At 72.3% G+C, this 19,582-nt stretch carries 16 protein-coding genes; 9 read left to right on the top strand and 7 right to left on the bottom strand.

What is annotated here, in order from left to right:
• Positions 1-307 precede the first annotated feature (307 nt).
• From ACIP82_RS06645 to ACIP82_RS06630, 4 genes are all read left to right on the top strand, one after another.
• Complete coding sequence (locus ACIP82_RS06645) at positions 308-1,471, top strand: extracellular solute-binding protein (protein ID WP_400651558.1); 1,164 nt, start codon at positions 308-310, stop codon at positions 1,469-1,471.
• On the top strand, positions 1,461-2,375 hold the full coding sequence (locus tag ACIP82_RS06640; protein WP_400651555.1) for a carbohydrate ABC transporter permease: 915 nt from the start codon (positions 1,461-1,463) through the stop codon (positions 2,373-2,375). Before ACIP82_RS06645 ends, ACIP82_RS06640 begins: the two co-directional genes overlap by 11 nt.
• On the top strand, positions 2,372-3,196 hold the full coding sequence (locus tag ACIP82_RS06635; protein ID WP_400651552.1) for a carbohydrate ABC transporter permease: 825 nt from the start codon (positions 2,372-2,374) through the stop codon (positions 3,194-3,196). Before ACIP82_RS06640 ends, ACIP82_RS06635 begins: the two co-directional genes overlap by 4 nt.
• A gap of 62 nt (positions 3,197-3,258) precedes the next feature.
• Positions 3,259-4,356 carry a radical SAM protein gene (locus tag ACIP82_RS06630; protein ID WP_363606312.1) on the top strand — a complete coding sequence of 366 codons (1,098 nt, stop codon included), beginning with the start codon at positions 3,259-3,261 and terminating at the stop codon, positions 4,354-4,356.
• 3 nt (positions 4,357-4,359) lie between these two features.
• Here ACIP82_RS06630 and ACIP82_RS06625 read toward each other — a convergent pair whose 3' ends face one another.
• From ACIP82_RS06625 to ACIP82_RS06615, 3 genes are read right to left on the bottom strand one after another with little or no spacing between them, the layout of a single operon-like run.
• The gene (locus tag ACIP82_RS06625) at positions 4,360-5,355 is read right to left on the bottom strand and encodes a mevalonate kinase (RefSeq protein ID WP_400651548.1); all 996 of its coding nucleotides are present in this window, start codon (positions 5,353-5,355) and stop codon (positions 4,360-4,362) included.
• Positions 5,352-5,846, bottom strand: a complete 495-nt coding sequence (locus ACIP82_RS06620; RefSeq protein ID WP_363606314.1) for an NUDIX domain-containing protein — start codon at positions 5,844-5,846, stop codon at positions 5,352-5,354. The genes ACIP82_RS06625 and ACIP82_RS06620 overlap by 4 nt, the downstream gene beginning before the upstream one ends.
• 59 nt (positions 5,847-5,905) lie before the next feature.
• Positions 5,906-6,988, bottom strand: coding sequence for an NAD-dependent epimerase/dehydratase family protein (locus ACIP82_RS06615; protein ID WP_400651546.1), 1,083 nt, complete (start codon positions 6,986-6,988; stop codon positions 5,906-5,908).
• Positions 6,989-7,236: 248 nt separating this feature from the next.
• Here ACIP82_RS06615 and ACIP82_RS06610 point away from each other — a divergent pair, with 248 nt between their 5' ends.
• The 4 genes from ACIP82_RS06610 (at position 7,237) to ACIP82_RS06595 (ending at position 12,370) form a co-directional block, all read left to right on the top strand.
• A complete protein-coding gene (locus tag ACIP82_RS06610; protein WP_400651544.1) occupies positions 7,237-8,916 on the top strand; it encodes a hypothetical protein in 1,680 nt (559 codons plus the stop codon).
• Between the two features lie 188 nt (positions 8,917-9,104).
• On the top strand, positions 9,105-10,493 hold the full coding sequence (locus ACIP82_RS06605; protein ID WP_400651541.1) for a uracil-xanthine permease family protein: 1,389 nt from the start codon (positions 9,105-9,107) through the stop codon (positions 10,491-10,493).
• 117 nt (positions 10,494-10,610) lie between these two features.
• A complete protein-coding gene (locus ACIP82_RS06600; RefSeq protein ID WP_363608106.1) occupies positions 10,611-11,582 on the top strand; it encodes an ATP-binding cassette domain-containing protein in 972 nt (323 codons plus the stop codon).
• Complete coding sequence (locus tag ACIP82_RS06595) at positions 11,579-12,370, top strand: ABC transporter permease (protein ID WP_363608107.1); 792 nt, start codon at positions 11,579-11,581, stop codon at positions 12,368-12,370. The genes ACIP82_RS06600 and ACIP82_RS06595 overlap by 4 nt, the downstream gene beginning before the upstream one ends.
• On the opposite strand, the gene ACIP82_RS06590 is transcribed toward ACIP82_RS06595, so the two are convergent.
• The 4 genes from ACIP82_RS06590 to ACIP82_RS06575 form a co-directional block, all read right to left on the bottom strand.
• Positions 12,351-15,476, bottom strand: coding sequence for an AfsR/SARP family transcriptional regulator (locus ACIP82_RS06590; RefSeq protein ID WP_400651538.1), 3,126 nt, complete (start codon positions 15,474-15,476; stop codon positions 12,351-12,353). The genes ACIP82_RS06595 and ACIP82_RS06590 overlap by 20 nt on opposite strands.
• 193 nt (positions 15,477-15,669) lie before the next feature.
• Positions 15,670-15,852, bottom strand: coding sequence for a hypothetical protein (locus ACIP82_RS06585; protein ID WP_363608109.1), 183 nt, complete (start codon positions 15,850-15,852; stop codon positions 15,670-15,672).
• A 97-nt stretch (positions 15,853-15,949) separates the two neighbouring features.
• Positions 15,950-16,765 (bottom strand): hypothetical protein, encoded by an 816-nt coding sequence (locus ACIP82_RS06580; RefSeq protein WP_363608110.1) that lies wholly within the window; start codon positions 16,763-16,765, stop codon positions 15,950-15,952.
• A 387-nt stretch (positions 16,766-17,152) separates the two neighbouring features.
• Positions 17,153-18,544: a ParB/Srx family N-terminal domain-containing protein gene (locus tag ACIP82_RS06575; protein ID WP_400651535.1), complete on the bottom strand. Its 1,392-nt coding sequence runs from the start codon at positions 18,542-18,544 to the stop codon at positions 17,153-17,155.
• A 345-nt stretch (positions 18,545-18,889) separates the two neighbouring features.
• Between ACIP82_RS06575 and ACIP82_RS06570 the strand changes: the two genes are divergently transcribed.
• Entirely contained in the window at positions 18,890-19,444 is a 555-nt protein-coding gene (locus ACIP82_RS06570) for an EF-hand domain-containing protein (protein ID WP_363608112.1), read from the top strand.
• The last annotated feature ends 138 nt before the right edge of the window (positions 19,445-19,582 follow it).

Here is a 19,582-nt window from a genome sequence, read left to right as displayed (position 1 = left end):
TCATATCGGGATCACGTGGGTGCAGAGGCCTAACCTGCGGGTACCGCCCCGGAGGAGTCAAGCGTTGGGCCCTCTGCGGGACACTGAACGTCATCTTCCGGCCGAATGTTCGCGCCTCTGCGACGCGGAGTGATCAGACGGGTAGTCAGGAGGTTGCCCCCATAGTGAACTTGGAGACCTCATGGCCATTCGCATGTCCTACCGCCCCCTTGTCCTCACGTTTCTCCTGTCTCTCGCGGCCACCGGATGCAGTTCCGGGTCGGGGAGCGGGTCCGAGGCGGGCGGCAAACTGACGGTGTGGCTGGCCGTGGACGCGCAGGAGAGTTGGCCGCAATTGGTCCAGTCCACCAACGACCGGTTCACCAAGGCCCACCCCGGGGTCCAGGTCGACGTCCAGTACCAGCAGTGGACGACGAAGAACCAGAAGCTGGACGCCGTCCTCGCCGGGAAGAACGTTCCCGACGTGGTCGAGATGGGCAACAGCGAGACCACCAACTACATCGTCAACGGCGCCTTCGCCGCCGTCGACCCGGCGCGCTTCGACCAGTCGGACGCCTGGCTGCCGGCGCTCGCCGACGCCTGTCGTGCCGACGGCAAGACGTACTGCGTGCCGTACTACGTCGGAGCCCGGGTCGCGATCTACCGCACCGACCAGTTCTCCGGCGCGGGTGTCGCCGGCGCCCCGAAGACCTACCCCGAACTGCTCTCCGCGCTGGACAAGCTGAAGGGCACCTACAGCGCCGGGGACCCCAACTACTCGGCGCTCTACATGCCCGGCCGCTACTGGTACGCGGCCATGGCCTTCGTGAAGGACGCGGGTGGCGAGATCGCCGTGAAGGACGGCGACAAGTGGAAGAGCTCGCTGTCCTCGCCGCAGTCGGTGGCCGGGCTCACCGAGTGGAAGCGGCTGATCGACACGTACTACGTCGGTGACCGCGCCAAGGACAACAGCGACCAGCCGGCCGTCATCGGGCAGGGCCGCGTGGGCGTCTTCTACGGCAACACCTGGGAGGCCGACGCCGCCGCCGACGAACGCTCCGGCGGGGACCCGAAGCTGAAGGACAAGTTCGGCACCTTCCCCTTCCCCGGCCCGTCCGGCAAGCTCCTGCCGCCGTTCCTCGGCGGATCCACCCTGGCGGTGCCGGCCAAGTCGACCCGCAAGGACCTGGCCGCCGACTGGATCAAGATGTTCACCGACCGGGAGTCGCAGAAGACCCTGATCGAGGTGAACACCCTGCCCAACAACACCACTCAGCTGGCCGAGGTCGCCGGCGGCGGCATCAACGGCCCGGCGGCCCAGGCCGCCGCGACCGGAGGCTGGATGACCCCGTTCGCGCCCGGCTGGACGTCGGTGGAGAAGTCCAACATCCTGCCCGAGATGCTGGAGCGCATCGCCAACGGCAAGCAGTCCGTGCAGGACGCCACCCGTGAGGCGGACCAGCGGATCAACGAAGTGATCAATGAGCGCTGACCGGGGCCGGCGGCGGCGTCCGAAGCTGCTGCCGTACCTGCTGATCGGTCCCACCGTCCTCGCGATGGTCCTCGTGCTCGGCTACCCGCTCGTGGACATGGTCGTGCTCGCCTTCCAGGACATGACCCGCGAACAGCTCTTCAGCGGCGCCACACCGCCGTGGGCCGGACTGGACCAGTTCAAGAAGATCCTCGGTGACGGCTTCTTCTGGACCGTGGTGGGCCGCACGGTGCTCTTCACCGCGGTGACCGTCGTGCTCACCGTGCTCTGCGGGCTGTTCACGGCGCAGCTGATGCACCGGGTCTCCCCCTGGGTGCGCGCCGTCATCTCCGGTGTGCTGGTCACCGTGTGGGCGATGCCCGCGATGGTCGCGGCGTCGATCTTCCGCTGGCTCTTCGACACCGACTACGGCGTCACGAACTGGGTGCTCTCCGAACTGCCGGGGGTCGACATGATCCACCACAACTGGTTCATCGACCCCTGGCAGGGGTTCACCATCATCGTCGCCGTCGTGGTGTGGGGTTCACTGCCGTTCGCCGCCATCACCCTGCGGGCCGCGCTGGCGCAGGTCCCGCACGAACTGGAGGAGTCCGCGGTGCTGGACGGTGCCCGGCCGTTCCAGGTCTTCCGGCACGTCACCCTCCCGGTGATAAGACCGGTCCTCCTCATGGTCACCACGCTGAACGCGATCTGGAACTTCGGTGTCTTCAACCAGATCTGGCTCATGCGCGGCGGCCAGCCCGAGCGGGAGTACTACCTGCTGGGCGTCTACTCCTTCATCGAGTCCTTCGCGGTGAACCGGTACAGCACCGGGGCCGCGATCGCGCTCGTGACCGTCGTGCTGCTGCTCGCCGGATCGGTCGTCTACCTGCGTCAGATGCTCAGGACGGGAGAGCTCGAATGAGACGACGACGGTCGCTGGGCCACGACCTCCTCGGGCTGCTCGTCGCCGCGGTGATCGGCTTCCCCGTCTACTGGATGGTGCTCACCGCGTTCCGGCCGGCCAACGAGATCCTGAGCCTTCCGCCGAAGTTCTGGCCGGGCCGGCCCTCGTTGGACAACTTCGCCCGGGCCCTGGGCTCGGAGACCTTCTGGGCCAACGTCCGCTCCAGCGTCATCATCGGCCTCGGCACCGTCGTGGTGTCGCTGGTCGTCGGCACGCTCGCCGCGTTCGCCCTCGCCCGCTTCCGCTTCACGGGCCGCAAGACCTTCGTCGTGGTGATCCTCATCGTCCAGATGGTGCCGCTGACGGCCCTGATCATCCCGCTGTACCTGCTGCTGAACGACGCCGGGCTGACCGACAGCCTCACCGGGGTGATCCTCACCTATCTGGTGTTCACCCTGCCGTTCACGGTGTGGATGCTGCGCGGATTCATCAACGGGGTACCCGTGGAGCTGGAGGAGGCGGCCATGGTCGACGGCTGCGGCCGCCTCGGCGCGTTCCGCCGGGTGGTGCTGCCACTGCTCGCACCCGGCATCGTCGCCACCTCGGTCTTCGCGCTCGTCCAGGCCTGGAACGAATACGTCCTCGTCTACATCCTGTTGTCCACTCCCGAGAAGCAGACCGTCAGCATCTGGCTGGTCTCCTTCACGACCAGCCGAGGCACCGACTACGGCGGTCTCATGGCGGGTGCCACACTCACCGCCCTGCCCGTCGTGGTCTTCTTCCTCATCATCCAGCGCCGGATCGCCTCCGGCCTGGCCGCCGGCGCCGTCAAGGGCTGACCCCGCACACCGAAAACCCGGCTCCCCCGGTCGCACCCCGTTCACGTCCACAGGAGGACTCCGTGACGCACGACCGTCTCGATCTCGTCTCCAAGCTGTACCAGCCATCAGGCTGGCCCCGCGTCCTGCAAGCGGCCGAAGGAGCCGCGTCGGACGCCCCGCTCGTCGTGGATCTCGATCCGACGACCTTCTGCGATCTGGCCTGCCCCGAGTGCATCAGCGGAAAGCTGCTCAACCAGGGCCGCTTCACCCCCGAGCGGCTGGCCGCGCTCGCGGAGGAACTGGTCTCCATGTCCGTCCGGGCCGTGGTGCTCATCGGGGGCGGCGAACCGCTCGCCCACCGGGGCACCCGTAAGGTCCTGCGCATCCTCGGCGAGGCCGGCCTGGCCGTCGGGGTCGTCACCAACGGCACCATGATCGACAAGAACCTCGACGAACTCGCCCGCTACGCCTCCTGGGTCCGCGTCTCCATGGACGCCGGCACCGCCGGAACGTACGGCCTCTTCCGCCCCGACCGAAAGGGCCGCAGCGTCTTCGACAAGGTCGTCGCGAACATGCGGCTGCTCGCCGAGGCGAAGACCGGCGCCCTCGGCTACTCCTTCCTCGTCATGACCCGCCAGGAGCCGGACGGCCGGGTCGTCAGCAACCACACGGAGGTCCTGCAAGCAGCCGAGCTCGCCCACGACATCGGCTGCGACTACTTCGAGACCAAGGCGATGTTCGACGATGAGCACCACGTCATCCAGGTCTCCCAGGACCTCCTCGCATCGGTCGACAGTCAGCTCGCCGAGGCCGCCCGGCTGGAGAGCGACACCTTCCAGCTCATCAACTCCTCCACGCTCACCTCGCTACGCCGGCACACCGGGCCGGTCCAGCCCAAGGAGTACCACCACTGCCGGGTCGCCGAGCTGCGCACCCTGATCACCCCGTCCGGGGTGTACATCTGCTCCTACCACCGGGGCAACCCGCTGGCCCGGATCGGCGACGCCGTCACCGACAGCCTGCCCGACATCTGGAAGACGTCGGACCGCGGCATCGTCGACCCGAGCCGGGACTGCCGCTTCCACTGCGCGCGGCACCGGTCCAACCTGGAACTGGAGCGAATAGCGGAAGGAACGGGCGCAGTCCCCCCGGGAGAGGACTACGACCCGTTCCTGTGACCGTCACCCGGCGCTGACGCCGACCCTGGTCCCCGCCCGGGCACTCCGGCTCCCCGGAGCCGCCCGGGTGGGGATCACCCGTGCCCCGGGGAACGGGCCGCGCAGCGCGTCGGCCAGCCGCGCCACCACCCCGGGCGTGTCGGCCGCGGGGCACACACCCACCAGCGAACCGCCGCCGCCGGCCCCGCTGAGCTTCAACGGCAGGCCGGCGGCGCGCAGCGCCAGCGTCCGCAGCTCCTCCAGGACCGGGGTCGACATGCCCTGGAAGTCGCGCATCGCCCCGTGCGCCCGGGTCATCGCCTCCCCCAGCGCCTGGTGGTCGCGCCGGCGCAGCGCCGCCCATGCGGCGCCCGACGCCCGGTCGGCCTCGGCCCGGTACGCCGCCAGGGCCGGATCGCCGGCCGCCAGCTGCGCCCGCACCGTGCGGATGTGGTCGGCGGTGTTCTTCCGGGTGCCCGAATCCACCACGACCACCCGCCAGTCCTCCGGGAACTCCAGCCGTTCCCGGACCACCGGCAGGCCGCGCTCCCGGCCGTCGATCAGCAGCGCACCGCCCTCGGCGACGGCGAGGTGGTCCATGCCCCCGCCGTTGAACCGGGCGAACTCGAACTCGTACGCCCACTGGACGATCGAGGCGTCCGGCACCGGCACGCCGTCCGGTGCCCCGGCCGCCTCGGCGTACGCCCGGAACAGCGCCACGATCAGCGCCGTGGACGAGGACAGCCCGCTCGCGGAGGGCGCCTCGCTGCTCACCCGCACGGCCGGCGCCGGGCCGGCCGCGCCGGGGAGCCGCTCGCCCAGGAACGTCCACACCTGCGCCGACCAGTCGGCCTCCACCGGCTGCTCCGCCCCGGACGGTCCGCCGGGCACGACCTCGACCGTGGTCCGCAGGTCGAGGGCGAGGCTGACCGAGCGGCCGTCGCCCAGCCAGTCCAGGTCCTCCCCCGACAAACACGCCCGGCACGGCACCGCGACGCGGATCGATTGCTCCTCGCTCACCTTGCCCGGAACCTCCCGTCCGTGAGAAACGCGCGGTACATCTCCAGCACGACCCGCGTGGGCGGGTGCAGCGGCGCCGGCGGGTCGTCGAGGGGCCGGAACTCCGCCCGGCGCACCTCGTCCGCCCCCGGGGAGAGCTCCCCCGACCAGTTCCGGGCCACGAAGCACAGCGCGAAGCAGTGGTTGACGTCCCCGTTCGGGTAGGTCACGGTGTGCACGGCCGGATCGGACAGCGAGCCGAAGGCGACCAGGTCGTCCTTCCCGACCCGCAGCCCGGTCTCCTCCGCCACCTCCCGGACGGCGGCGTCGGCGAAGCCCCCGTCCTCCTCGCAGGCTCCCGCGGGAAGCTCCCACACACCGTTGTCCACCCGCTGCTGGAACAGCCCCCGGCCCGCCTCGTCGATCAGCAGGACCTGGGCACCCGGAACCAACAGCCGCCGGTCGCCCACCTTCTGACGCAGCGACCAGACGTACGATCCGACATAGCCCATGCTCGTACCACCCCCTCCGACGTGCGCCCGACGCCGGGCGGTCACGGGGGCACAGACTGTCACGCGCCGTCCTCGCTGAGCCAGCGCGGCACCGCTTCGGGCGTCTTCTCCAGCCAGCGCACATAGCGGTCGACGCCCTCCGCGACGTCGATCCGGGCCTGCCAGCGCAGCAGTTCCCGGGCCCGCTCCGTGGAGGCGTACCCCCCGAGCGGATCGCCCTCGGGGCGCGGGGTGACGATCCGCCGCGCCTCGGGGAAGTAGGGCATCAGCAGGTCCGCGACGTCCCGGATCGCCGTCGGACGCCCGGTCCCCACGTTCACCGTCCGGCCCGCCATCCCCTCCTCGACGAGCGCGAGCGCCGTCGCCTCGGCCACGTCCTGGACGTGGACCATGTCGCGCACCTGGACGCCACCCCCGTTCAGGCGCATCGGGCGGCCGAGCTTGGCCTGCAGGGACAGCCAGGGAACCATCCAGGAGTGGCTGCCCGGCTTCGGGATCTGCGGATCGCCGTAGACGGAGAAGTAGCGCACGATCGCGTACTCGGCCCCCGACGACGCCCCGAGCATCAGCCGGGTCTGGTGCTCCGCCCACAACTTGCCGTTCGCGTACACCGACAGCGGGAACAGCGCCTGATCCTCGTGGAACATGTGCGGGCCGGGCGAGTCGGTGGGGCCGTCGCCGTACACGGACGCGGAGGAGACCAGCACCAGCCGGCGCACCCCCGTCCGGGCCAGCTCCTCCAGGACGACCTGGGTGCCCTGCACATTGGCCCGGAAGGCGATGTCGGGGTTCCGGGTGCAGGCGGCCACGTCCGCGTAGGCGGCGGCGTGGACCACGAAGTCGGCATCCCGGAGCAGGCCGGCGACCACCTCGCGGTCACAGATGTCGCCGACGACGAGCCTGGCCCCGGACTTCTCGATCCCGAATATGGTGTGGCCGTTCTCGGGGTAGGCGTCCATCCGGTCCAGGACGACCACGTCGGCACCGGCCCGGCACAGCAAGGCGGTGAGCCGGCTGCCGACCAGGCCCCCGCCTCCCGTCACGACGACGCGAGCATCGCGGAGCTTCTCCAACCGGGACTCGACGCTCTCACCGTCGTCGCTCCCGGCCTCGTTCAACGGCGTGTGCGATTCAGCGGACATAGGGGGTTCCCTCCGTGAAGACGGTGAACTCTCGAATACGCGCTCAAACACAGCCACATGCTTCACACGGAAGGTGGCGTGCCCATCCAGCATCCTTGGGACACCAACCGTGACACCAGTGCGAATTCGGCACTCTTGCCAGCCTCCGGCTCTATCCGTACTGTCCGGAATCGATGGCACCCGCAGTAGCCGATTACGACACGAGTGCCACCAAGTCCCCCACACCCCATCAGAAAGAGGGAAACCACGTGACACGCCATCAGCTCAGCGGTGTGGTCATGACCCACCCCAAGCGCCGGCGGGCCGCCGAGCAGATGGCCCTGACCGCGCCTCCGGGCGCGCTGCGCGTCGTCATGGACCCGGACCCGACCGGCACTCCGTCGGTCCTGCGCACGGCCCTCGCCGCCTGGGAGGCCATCGAGGACGGCGCCACCCACCAACTGGTGGTCCAGGACGACATGCTGTTGTCCGAATCGTTCTTCGAACGGGTCAACCTCGCCATCGACGCGATGCCGGACGCGGCGCTGGCGCTGTTCGCCCTGTGGGACTCCCGCAACGGGGCCGCGGTCCGCTTCGGCGCCATGGCAGGCGCCCGCTGGGTCGGCGCGGTCAACGAGTACTTCCCGTGCGTCGCGATCGTACTGCCCCGGTCCGTCGCCGAAGGATTCGTCCGCTACGGCCGCGAGCGCCTCGGCGGCTGGCCCGACGACATTCTGATGCACCGTTATCTGAACGACAGCGGTGTCCCCCGCTACGTCTCCGTCCCCAACCTCGCCGAACACCAGGACCGCGGCTCGATCTCGGGCAACGCCTTCCGGGGGCCGCGCCGCTCGGTCGGCTTCCTGCCCGGCGACCGGCCCGGCGACGAGGAGCGCCGGCTGACCGGCCTGACGGTCCTGCCGTTCTTCAAGTACGGCGTCGCGCGCTGCGCGGTGCGGGTCACCGGACCGGGCCCCGAGCGCTGGCTGCACATGGACTGCGAACAGTACCTGCGCGGTCTGGAGCTGCCCCGCTCGCTGTTCACGCCGCCCGGGCCGGAGTCCGACGCGTCCGACGTCCGGGGGACCTGGCTCACGGCCCTCGCCATGGGTCACGAGGCCGCCCGCCTCGGCCTGGACGTCGACGCCACCGGACCGGCCGAACGAACCGCGGCGCACGCGGAGGCGATCGCGACGATCGGGCCGGGCGGCATCAGCAACGCCAGCACCGAGGAACGGATCGCCGAACGCCGCGAGGCCCTGGCCGCCGTGGCCCGCCGGGCGCTGACCGCCGGGCACGAGGCCGCCGACCGGCCGGCCCCCCGCCGGCCCCGGCGGCCCGCCGGCCTCACCGTACGCGGCGGCGCCACACCGCTCGGCGAGCACCTCGTGGGGAGGCTGACCGACCTGACCGGCGACGGGGCACCCGACGCCGTCCTCGACCTGACCGGCCTGCGCGAGGGAGCCCCGGCCCGGGAGCTGAGGATCCAACTGCCCGACGACCCACGGCCGTACACCCTGGCCGTCGGCGAGGTGTACGGCCCCGGCTGCTCCCGGGACACCCTCATCGGGCGCATGGTGTGGGACGCCCTGCGCAGCCGGCCGGTGACCGTCCAGGGGAGCCCCGACGCCGAGACGCACCCCGTGTACACGGACGACCTGGCCGATGCCATCCTGGCGGTGCTCCGCACCCGCCCTACGGCCCACACCCTGACCGTCGCGGCCGAAAAACCCACCACGATCGGCGAGTTGGCGCACGCCGTGCACGCGGCCGTCCGGCCCGTACCGGTGCGGGCCGAGCCATCTCCACCCGGACCGCCCTCCCCCCGAACCGAGTTCGCGACCAACCCCCGCCCGCCCGCGTGGACACCGGCCACGGGATACGCGAAGGGACTGCACGCGTTCGCGCAGTGGCTGGCGTACGAGGGAACGCTGCTCACCGTCGTCTGACACCGCCCGGCGAGCCGCCCGCCACGGGAATACCGTCGTCGAGCGGGAACACGACGCCCCCGCGCGCCGGGGCGTGGCCGGGGTGTGTCCACTCGTCCGGTGGCGGAGATTTTGCATCGGCGCACGTCGTGTGATCGGCTGATGGCCCGATCTGCCCACATGGGCATTGCCGACGAGGAGAGTGACCCATGGCGGGCTTCGGCTGGAAGCTGCACGGCGACGGAAGGAGCCCCGCGCCCGGTGCGGTCGTCAAGCCGGACGAGCGGCTGAGCTGGGGGCGCACCGTCGGGCTCGGCGCTCAGCACGTGGTGGCGATGTTCGGTGCGACCTTCGTGGCGCCGGTCCTGATGGGGCTTGATCCCAACCTGGCCGTGATGGTCTCCGGGGTCGCGACCATCTTCTTCCTGCTGGTCACCGGCGGGCGCATCCCCAGCTACCTCGGCAGCAGCCTCTCCTTCGTCGGCGTGGCCGCGGTGATCAAGGCCCAGGGTGGTGACGCCGCGACACTGACGGGCGCCATGCTGGTGGTCGGGGCGGTGCTCGTGGCCTGTGGCGCGGCGGTCCGGGCGGCGGGCGCGCGGGTGATCCACGCCGTGCTGCCGCCGGTCGTGACCGGTGCCGTGGTGATGCTGATCGGCTTCAACCTGGCACCGGTCACCGCCGGGACGTACTGGCCGCAGGACCAGTGGACCGCACTGCTCACCATGGTGTTCACCGGCCTCGCCCTGGTGGTGCTGCGCGGCTTCTGGTCACGGATCGCGATCTTCCTCGGCCTGGTCTTCGGGTACGCGATCTCCTGGGTCCTCGACCGGGTCTTCGGGCAGATCCACGCCGCCAACGGGGCCGGAGTGGTGACGGACCACTGGCGGCTCGACCTCTCCGGCGTGGGCAAGGCCGAGTGGCTCGGCCTGCCCAGCCTGCACGCCCCGAGCTTCTCCGCCTCCGCCGTGCTGGTCGCGCTGCCCGTCGTGGTCGCGCTGATCGCCGAGAACGCCGGACACGTCAAGGCCGTGGGCGAGATGACGGGTGACCCGCTGGACGACCGGATGGGCGCGGCGATCATGGCGGACGGCGCCGCCACCATGATCTCCACCAGCGTCGGCGGCCCGGCCACCACCACCTACGCCGAGAACATCGGTGTGATGGCCGCGACCCGGGTCTACTCCACCGCCGCGTACTGGTGCGCCGCCGGGTTCGCGATCCTCTTCGGTCTCTGCCCGAAGTTCGGCGCGGTGATCGCCGCGATCCCGGGCGGCGTGCTCGGCGGGATCACCGTCGTCCTGTACGGCATGATCGGCCTCCTCGGCGCCCAGATCTGGGTGCACAACCGGGTGGACCTGACCAATCCGCTGCACCTCGTCCCGGTGGCGGCCGGTGTCATCATCGGCATCGGCAACGTGTCCCTGAAGTTCACCGACAACTTCTCGCTCAGCGGCATCGCCCTGGGCACCCTGGTCGTGCTGATCGGCTACCACCTGCTGCGCCTGATGGCCCCCGCCCACATGAAACAGCAGCAGCAGTCCCCGCTGCTGGACGCGGGAACCAGCGAGTACGACAGCGGCGCCCCGGAGCGCTGACCCCAACTCCACGCACGGACGGCGGCCCGGTGTTCAACACCGGGCCGCCGTCCGGTTCCAGGACGCTGAAACCATCGTGAAACCGCGCTGAATGCGCCCTGCCGCAAGCTCTGCGGCATGACGACAGCGACATCGCACTCACTCGCCATCGCGGCCAAGGGGCTGCGCAAGGCCTACGGGGACAAGACGGTCCTCGACGGCATCGACCTGGCGGTGCCGGCCGGCACGGTCTTCTCCCTGCTCGGCCCGAACGGCGCCGGCAAGACCACCGCCGTCAAGATCCTCTCCACCCTCGTCACCGCCGACGCCGGCGACCTGCACGTCGGCGGCCACGACCTGGCCGCCGACCCGCAGGCCGTGCGGGCCGCGATCGGCGTCACCGGGCAGTTCTCCGCCGTCGACGGCCTGATCACCGGCGAGGAGAACATGCTCCTCATGGCGGACCTGCACCACCTCTCGCGCCGCGAGGGCCGCCGCACCGCCGCCGAGCTCCTCGGGCGCCTCGACCTGGTGGAGGCGGCCAGGAAGCCCGTCTCCACCTACTCCGGCGGCATGAAGCGCCGCCTCGACATCGCCATGACGCTGGTCGGCGACCCGCGGATCATCTTCCTCGACGAACCGACCACCGGCCTCGACCCGCGCAGCCGCCACAACATGTGGGGGATCATCCGCGAGCTGGTCTCCGGCGGCGTCACCGTCTTCCTCACCACCCAGTACCTGGACGAGGCCGACGAACTCGCCGACCGCATCGCGGTGCTGAGCGACGGCAGGATCGCCGCCGAGGGGAGCGCCGACGAGCTGAAGCGGCTCGTCCCGGGCGGGCACGTGCGGCTGCGGTTCTCCGACCCGTCCGCGTACCGGTCCGCCGCCGTCGCCCTGCGCGAGGTCACCAGGGACGACGAGGCGCTGTCACTGCAGATCCCCGGCGACGGCAGCCAGCGCGAACTGCGCTCCATCCTCGACCGGCTGGACTCGGCCGGCGTCGAGGCGGACGAGCTGACCGTGCACACCCCTGACCTCGACGACGTGTTCTTCGCCCTGACCAGCGGCACCGACGCCCCCGACCAGCCCCAGGAGACCGTCCGATGAGCGCCCTCTCCCTCGCCGTCCGCGACTCGACCACGATGCTGCGCCGCAACCTGCTGCACGCGCGGCGCTACCCGTCCCTCACCCTGAACCTGCTGCTCACGCCGGTCATGCTGCTGCTGCTCTTCGTCTACATCTTCGGAGACGTGATGAGCGCGGGTATCGGTGGCGGCGGCGCCGACCGCTCCGAGTACATCGCCTACATCGTCCCGGGCATCCTGATGATGACCATCGGCAGCACCGTGATCGGGGCCGCGGTGTCCGTCTCCACCGACATGGCCGAGGGCCTCATCGCCCGCTTCCGCACGATGGCGATCCACCGCGGCTCCGTGATCATCGGGCACGTCGTCGGCAGCGTGCTGCAGGTGCTCGCCAGCCTGGTCCTCGTCGGTGCCGTCGCCGTGGCCATCGGTTTCAGGTCCACGCACGCCACGGCCCTGGACTGGCTGGCGGCGTTCGGGCTGCTCGCGCTGTTCGCCCTGGCGCTCACCTGGATCGCGGTCGGGATCGGCATGGCCAGCCCGAACGCCGAGGCGGCCGGCAACAGTGCGATGCCGCTGATCCTCCTCCCGCTCATCTCGAGTGCCTTCATCCCGGCCGACACGATGCCCGGCTGGTTCCAGCCGATCGCCGAGTACCAGCCGTTCACGCCGGCCATCGAGACCCTGCGCGGCCTGCTGCTCGGCACCGGGATCGGCGACAACTGGTGGATCGCGGTCCTCTGGTGCGTCGGCCTGTCCGCGCTCGGCTACCGCTGGTCGACGGCGTTGTTCAACCGCGACCCGAAATGAGCGCGCGGGCTGCCTCCCGCAGCTCGTCCCGCCCCAGGGCGGCGTACTCCGACAGCGCGTCGGCGTACGCCGCCCGGTCGGCGTCCTCGGCCGCCCTCCGGGCGCGGTCCGCCGACATCGTCGGCTGGAAGTCGCGCAGCACCAGCAGCCGTTCGGCCAGCGCGATCATCCGTACGGTACCGGCGTCGCCGGACGCGAGCCCCGCCAGGCCGAGCGCGTGCAGCACCGTCCCGAACACCGGGAGCTCCATGCGCAGGCGGGACGGGCCGGAGAGCAGCGTCCGCAGCCGCTGCCGCAGCCGGTCGACCGGCTCCGCGACCAGCGCGATACGGCCGGCGTGCGCGTGCGCCGTCACCGACGCCGACTGGATCTGAAGCGCCCACGGGTCTAGCCGGGCGTCGTCGCCGTGCGTCGAACCGGCCGCGAGCATGCGCTCCACGGCGCCGCGCCACAGGCCGAGCCCGGTCTCCGTCAGTCCGCGGGCGAGCGCGATCTCGGCGCGCCCGCCGAGGTCGGGCCGGTAGAAGGCGTCCCGCTGCGGGGTGTCGTCGCTCTCCGTCTGCCGCAGCCAGTGCTCGGCCTCGTCGGGGTCGTCGCGCTGCAGGCAGGCGAGGACGAGGAGCGAGCGGATGCCGATGTGGTCGTGGCCGTCGCCGAGCCGCGGCAGCACCCGGAGCGACGCCTTGAGGTGCTCGTACGCTTCCTCCCCCTGCCCCGTCCGCAAGCACAGCTCGCTCAGCCGGGAATGCACCATGAGCCGCACGGAAGGATTGTCGACCGGTGCCAGTGCGACGACCGTCCGGCGGGCCGAGGCGAGCGCGCGGTCGATCTCGTGCTCGTGCTCCCAGACGTAGGAGGCGATGCACTCGGCGACGCCGGCGACCAGCGGCTGCTCGCTGTCGCAGAGCTCGCGCAGCACGTCGTAGTCGGGAGGCAGCATTCCGGGGACCGCGCTCAGCACGAACGCGGTGGCGCGCAGCAGCGTGTCCGGCGGGGCCGGGGGCAGCCTCCGGAGGGTGACGAGCTGGCGTACGGCGCGCGGGCCGTGGCCCATGAACAGGCTCGCCGCGCACAACACCGCGGCGGTTCGGGCGACTTCGACGTGTTCGGGCCCGGGGTGGTAGTGCGACAGCGGCGGGCCGGTCTCCGCGGCGAGGGCGGCGAGGCGGGGAAAGCTGGAGTCGGTGGACCACAGAGCGGCGAGCACGGCGGTGAGGGCGGCGATGCTGGGGCCGTCGGTACGGGCCAGGGCGTGCCGCAGGGCCGGCACGAGGTTGTCCTGCTCGGCCTTGATCCGCTCCCAGGCGGCCGTCGACTCCGAGGCGAAGAGCGCGTCGTGGTACGCGACCCCGAAGTCCCGTGCCCAGGCGAGGAGCCGGCCGACGGCCTCGTCCTCCTCGCCCGCCGCCGTGCGCCGGGCGGCGCTGAACTCCCGTACGGTCTCCAGCATCCCGAACCGCACGCCGGCCGGGGTGTCGGCGACGGTGAGCAGCGACTGATCGGCCAACTGCTCCAGGAGAGCCGGCGCGTCCTCGCCGAGCACCTGCTCCGCCGCTTCGCCCAGGAAGCCGCCGGGGAAGACGGAAAGCGTGCGCAGCGCCGCCCGGGCGTCCTCGGCGAGCAGGTTCCAGCTCCACTCCACGACCGCGTGCAGCGTGCGGTGGCGCTCCGGCATGTCCCGCGCCCCGCCCCGCAGCAGCGCGAACCGGTCGCCGAGACGGCGGGCGATCTCCGGCACCGACAGCACCCGCACCCGCGCCGCGGCCAGCTCCACGGCGAGCGGCAGCCCGTCGAGGTGGCGGCACAGCTCGGCCACCGCGTCCGGCGGCAGCCCCACGCCGGGCCGGGCGGCCCGGGCCCGCTGGGTGAACAGCTCGACCGAGGTGTCGAGACCGAGCTCCGGCAGTGCGTACACCGCCTCCGATGTGAGGCCCAGCGGGGCCCGGCTGGTGGCGAGCACCCGCAGGTCCTTCGAGGACGAGACCAGGGCCTGTACGAGGTCGGCGGCGCCCCGGACGACCTGCTCGCAGTTGTCCAGCACCAGCAGCGCGGGCCCGGAGCCGAGCACGCCGAGGATGCCGGACACCGGGTCGGCCGAGGCGTGGCCGCTCACCGCGCCGGGCCGCCCCTCGCCCGCGCCGAGCGCGGAGGCCACCTCCGCGGCCACGTCCTCGTCCGCGGTGACGCCGGCGAGCGGCACGAAATACACCACGCGCTGCTCGGCCCGGCGGCTGACGGCGTGCGCGAGCCGGGTCTTGCCGAGGCCGCCGGGGCCGACGACGGTGACGGCGCGGGAGGCGCGCAGCAGCCGTTCCACCGCCGCGATGTCCTCGTCCCGCCCGAGCAGCGGGTTCGGCTCGTGCGGCACGCCGTGCCTGACCACGGGCGCCTCGCCGCGCAGCAGCTCCCGCTGTACGGCCTTGAGCCCGGCGCCCGGATCCGTGCCGAGTCCGTCGCGCAGCTCACGGCGGTACGCCTCGTACCGCGTCAGCGCGGCGGACGGGCCCGCCGTCGCCGCCTCGCCGCGCAGCAGCTCGGCGAGCACCTCCTCGTCGCGCGGATGCGCCGAGGCGGCGACGGCCAGTGGCCCGGCCGCCTCCGCGTGCCGCCCCAGCCGGGCGAGCGCGAGCGCCTGCGCGCGTACGAGCGTGCCACGGACGGGGGCGCGCTCCGTGCGCAACGCGGCTATGGGGCCGGTGTCGCCGGCCGCGTCGGGGGTGCCCTTCCACAGCGCGAGCCCGGCATCGGCCGCGGCCAGCGACCCCGCGTGGTCCCCGGCCCTGGCCCGGTCCGCGCTCGCGGCGGCGTGCAGCAGCAGGGCGGAGCTGTCGACCTGGTCCTCGCCGAGGGTGAGCCGGTATCCGGTCGGCGTGCTGACGATGACGCCGGCGCCCAGCTGCGCCCGGGCCCTGGAGACGAGGACCTGCAGCGCCTTTCCCGGCCGCTCCGGCAACGCGTCCGGCCACAGCCCCGCCACCAGCCGCTCGGTGCCGCAGCCCGTGCGCAAGTCGCCCGCGAGCAGCGCGAGGAGGGCACGGAGCCGGGGCGCGGTGACCTCCTGTCCGCGATAGGCGACACGCGGCAGCAGGGTCAGGTCGGTGGTCACCTGGGTAGATTAGCCAAGGCGCCGGCCACCGGAACTCCCGCTGCGCGGGCCCCGCACTCCCACCGGCCGAACTCCCGCTGCGCGGGCGGCCCTTGCCCAACGCGCTTCCGCCCACACGAAACCCTGATCGGCAGGACGATTCCCGTGCGGGGGGCCGGAGTCGGCCGACGAGGTCAGCAACGGCCGCCCCGGGTCAGTCGCGTCCTCGGTGTGATGCCCACCAGGTGAGCGGGGCCGGCGGGAGGCAGACCGTCAGGTAGATCGCCACCGCCGGCAGCACCGGCTCGCCCAGGCGGTGCTGGTCGGCCGCGAGCAGTCCCAGGAAGAGCACCAGCACGCCGTAGACCGGCCACGGGGCGCGCTTGGTGATCCTCATGCCGCACTCCTTGGTCGGGCGGGCTGGGCGTTCTCCAGGCCTCCGCTGCGGCTGATCGTGGATGTCCGGTTCGCCGGCGGGTCGGCGGGTGGGCGGGTCAGCGCCGGATCGCGGGGGCGGCGGACGCGCCGTAGGCCCGCAGCCGTCTCTCCCGGCCCTGGGGCCGGACCCACCCCAGGTCCGTCCCACAGACGCCGAGGACCGTGCCGAGGGCGTGGCTCATCGCCGCGTGGACGGCGGACCGGGCAGCCGTCGCCGACCCGGCGGCGGGGGAACGGCTGTCGGCGAGATCGGAGAGCCGGCGGGCCGGGTTCCAGCCGAGGTCCACGACACCGGCGGTGTCGTCCTCGTCGCCGGAGGGAGGGCACGGTCCGAGCGTGACACCGGGAGCGCCGAGGTGGCCGGCGACGGGCAGCCCGGCGAGAGCGGCGCTGCGCCGGACGGCCCCGACGGCCTCGGGGCCCAGCCCGAGTTCGGCCGGTGTCCGCCCGGGCGGACGCCGCACCAGGACATCCGGCGGAACGTGCACCCCGCTGCCGCGCGTACCGCCGACCCGCAGTTCCCAGCCGAGACGGTCCCGGCGGGCGTCGAGGCCGAAGGCCGGGAGGAACTCGGCGAGCGCGGTCTCCATGCTCGCGGTGACGGTCTGCCGGGCCGCGAAGGCCGGCTGCTGGGGCCGTTCCATGGCTGCCGCGTCGGACAGCCGGCGGGAGGACCGCCAGTGGAGGGCTATCAGCCCGTCGCACCGGTCGTCATCGTCGAGCGGATCCGCGGGGCACAGGTGCACCCCGGGGCCCTGGCCGCCGAAGGCGACCGGCAGGCCGGAGAGGAGGACGGCCTCGGTGATGCGGTCGGCCAGCAGCGGATCGACCTGCCTCGGCAGGTGCGCGAACCGCCCGCGGATCCCGTCCAAGAACACCCCCCGTTCGACCGGTCGGGCCGCCGGCGAGCACCCGCCGCGAGGTTACCGGCGCACCCGGGCGGGCCGCCCGCGAATCCGGAATCTGACCGGATTCCGCCGGTCGGCGGCGCCGAGTACCGCTGCCGGCCGCAGGGTTCGCGGCTCTGCCCTTACGGGCAGTACCGACCGGCGGACGGGCCAGGTTCGCGGAACCACCTTGACATGGCGTCGGCGGGGCGATGAGGTCCGTCGGCGTGCTCGCCGAGGCCCTCGTCTCCGGTCGGCGCCAGATCGCCACCGAGCTGCGGGCGGGCGACCATCAGTGACGGCTGCCGGCCGCTCCCCGGGTGGGGAGCGGCCGGCAGGCGGTGCCGCGGCCGGGCCGCCGGGCCGCCGGGCTCAGGAGGCCGGGTTGCCGACCAGCTGGAGCGGGCCGTTCAGGGTGTTCGGAGTGCAGCCCGGACCGGCCAGGGTCAGCTGGTCACGGGTGTTCACCACGCTCAGCGGGCCGGTCAGGGTGGTGCCGCAGAACCGCACCGTGCCGGCGCCCACCGCCTGGACCGGACCGGTGAGGTCCGATCCCGTGACGACCAGGCTCGCCCCGGCGCGGACCACGACCGGGCCGGTCTGCTGGGCGTCGGTCAGGCAGGTGGTGCCGGTGCCGACCACGAGCGGGCCGGTGTGGCGGCCGGTGACGGTGCTGGTGCAGGCCGGGCCGGTCGCGACCTTGGCGCGGAAGTCCAGGGCGTAGGCGAGCTTGCCGGGCTTGGCATCGGTGATCGGCGCGCTCAGCTTGCCGAACTCGCCGCCGGTGGGCTTCTTTCCGGCGTTCCACGGGGTCAGCCGGCCCAGCTGGTCGGCGGTGCGGCCCTCGGCTATCACGGTGTCCCCGGGCGCGGCCGACATGGCCTGGGAGGCCGTTCGGACCGCCGCCAGGTAGGAGGCGGAGTCGGCCGGGTCGTAGGAGCCGGGCAGGCCGATGCCCTGGCCCCGCAGCCAGTCGCCCCAGAGGAACTCCAGGTACTCGGCCGCGTCGTCCGGCACCGAGTAGCCGATGTCGCGGGTGAAGTAGACGAGGCTGCGGTACGGGTCGTCGTGGAAGTACGCCAGACCCAGGTGCTGCGGCAACTGCTCGACGGTGAGCGGCTGGTTCCTCTCGTCGACCAGGCGGACCCAGTCGCGGGCCCGCATGGCCTGCCAGAAGGCGGCCGGCGACAGGTCGCTGAAGTCGGCCCGGACGATCAGGCGGATGTGCAGCTGCGGACCGCCGTCCGGGGCCTCCAGGAAGGAGGTCAGGGTGTGGTGACCGTCGGTCAGGTAGAGCGCGCCGCCCGGTCCCACCACGACGGTCTTCATCCCGGCGCGGCTGGCGGCGGTCTCCTGGCCCGGCGCGAGGGCGCAGGTGAAGGTCGACGGGTCGGCGAGCCGGGCGCCCGGCCGCACCGTCACGGCCTCGCCCTGACCGTTGGTCTCGCACCAGTCGTTGAAGCGCTTGTTGACGGACCCGTTCAGCTCGTCCTTGGGCGAGGTGTAGCGGCCGAGCTTGTAGTAGACCTCGTCGTAGCCGATCGAGGACTGGGTGGGGCGCAGCTGGTCCAGGCTCACGTCCAGCAGGTCGCCGGGCTGGGCCCGCAGGGCCGCACCCGCGGCGGGCGCGGTGGCCGCACCGGCCGGGGCGGCGAGCCCCGCCAGGCCACCCAGTGCGAGCGCGCCGGCCGCCGCGGCGGCGAGCAGCCCGCGGCCCGGGCGACGACGCCGCGACAACGGTGCGGGGGTGGGGCCGGTGTTCATGGTTCTCCTGCGGGTCGACGGCTGACGGCAATGCGGTGCTGGCGCATATCCATCCATCACCTGCGGCTCGACCGATAGCCGCAGGGCGGCATCGGGGTGGCGGGAGCGTGAACTCTGTTCGTCACGGCGGCCGGCGGGCCCGCACCGGCCACCGCAGGACCGCCGGATCCCCGCCCCTGTCATGCACGCACGACCGGCGGTCCGCCCGGGTGGAGCAACCCGTTCACCTGACCGCAGCAGCACGGGTATTCGTCGCACGACCGGTCAGTTCGTCCACTGCTAGCGTCGCGTTCGGCGAATGCGCCATGCTCGCCGTCCCCCACTCCTTCCGAAAAGGAAGAAGAAATGGCCACTACGGCTCCTGACATCATCACTCTCAAGATCGAGAAGATTTTCAATGCCCTCGACACCGACCACAACGGGTACGTCGAGTGGAGCGACTTCCAGCAGCTCGTCGACCGGCTCCTGACCGAGTACCGGCTGGACCGCGGTGACCGCCGGGCCACGGCCCTCCACGCCGGGTACGCCATGTTCTGGCAGGAGCTCGCCCGCCACGCGGACGCCAACGGCGACCAGCGGATCTCCAAGGACGAGTACATCGCGGCGGCCCGCGCCTCGATCCTCGACAACAGCCGCTTCGACTCGGTCGACGGCCTGAGCAATGTGCTGTTCGACGTCATCGACGTCAATGGCGACAACGAGATCGACAAGAGCGAGTTCGCCCGGTTCCTGGGGAACGTCTGGGGTGTTCCGGCGCCCGACACCGCCCAGGCGTTCGCGGCCCTGGACACGGACGGCGACGGACGGATCTCCCGTTCCGAGTTCGTCCGGGCCGCGCGTGAGTTCTTCATGTCCAACGACCCGGCGGCGCCCGGCGGTCGGCTGTTCGGAGCCGTCTGACGCCTTCTGGATCAGTCGGTTCGCGGCCGGGGCCGGGGGGCCCCGCCCCCCCCCGGGGGGGGGGGCCGGCCCCGGGGGCCCCCCCCCCCCGCCGGCAACGGGGGGGGGGGGTTTGGGGGGGGTGTGTTAAACCTAGAT

It is taken from the genome of Kitasatospora sp. NPDC088548, from assembly GCF_044753005.1.
GTDB lineage: Bacteria > Actinomycetota > Actinomycetes > Streptomycetales > Streptomycetaceae > Kitasatospora.
This window is presented reverse-complemented; position numbering and strand designations above follow the sequence as displayed.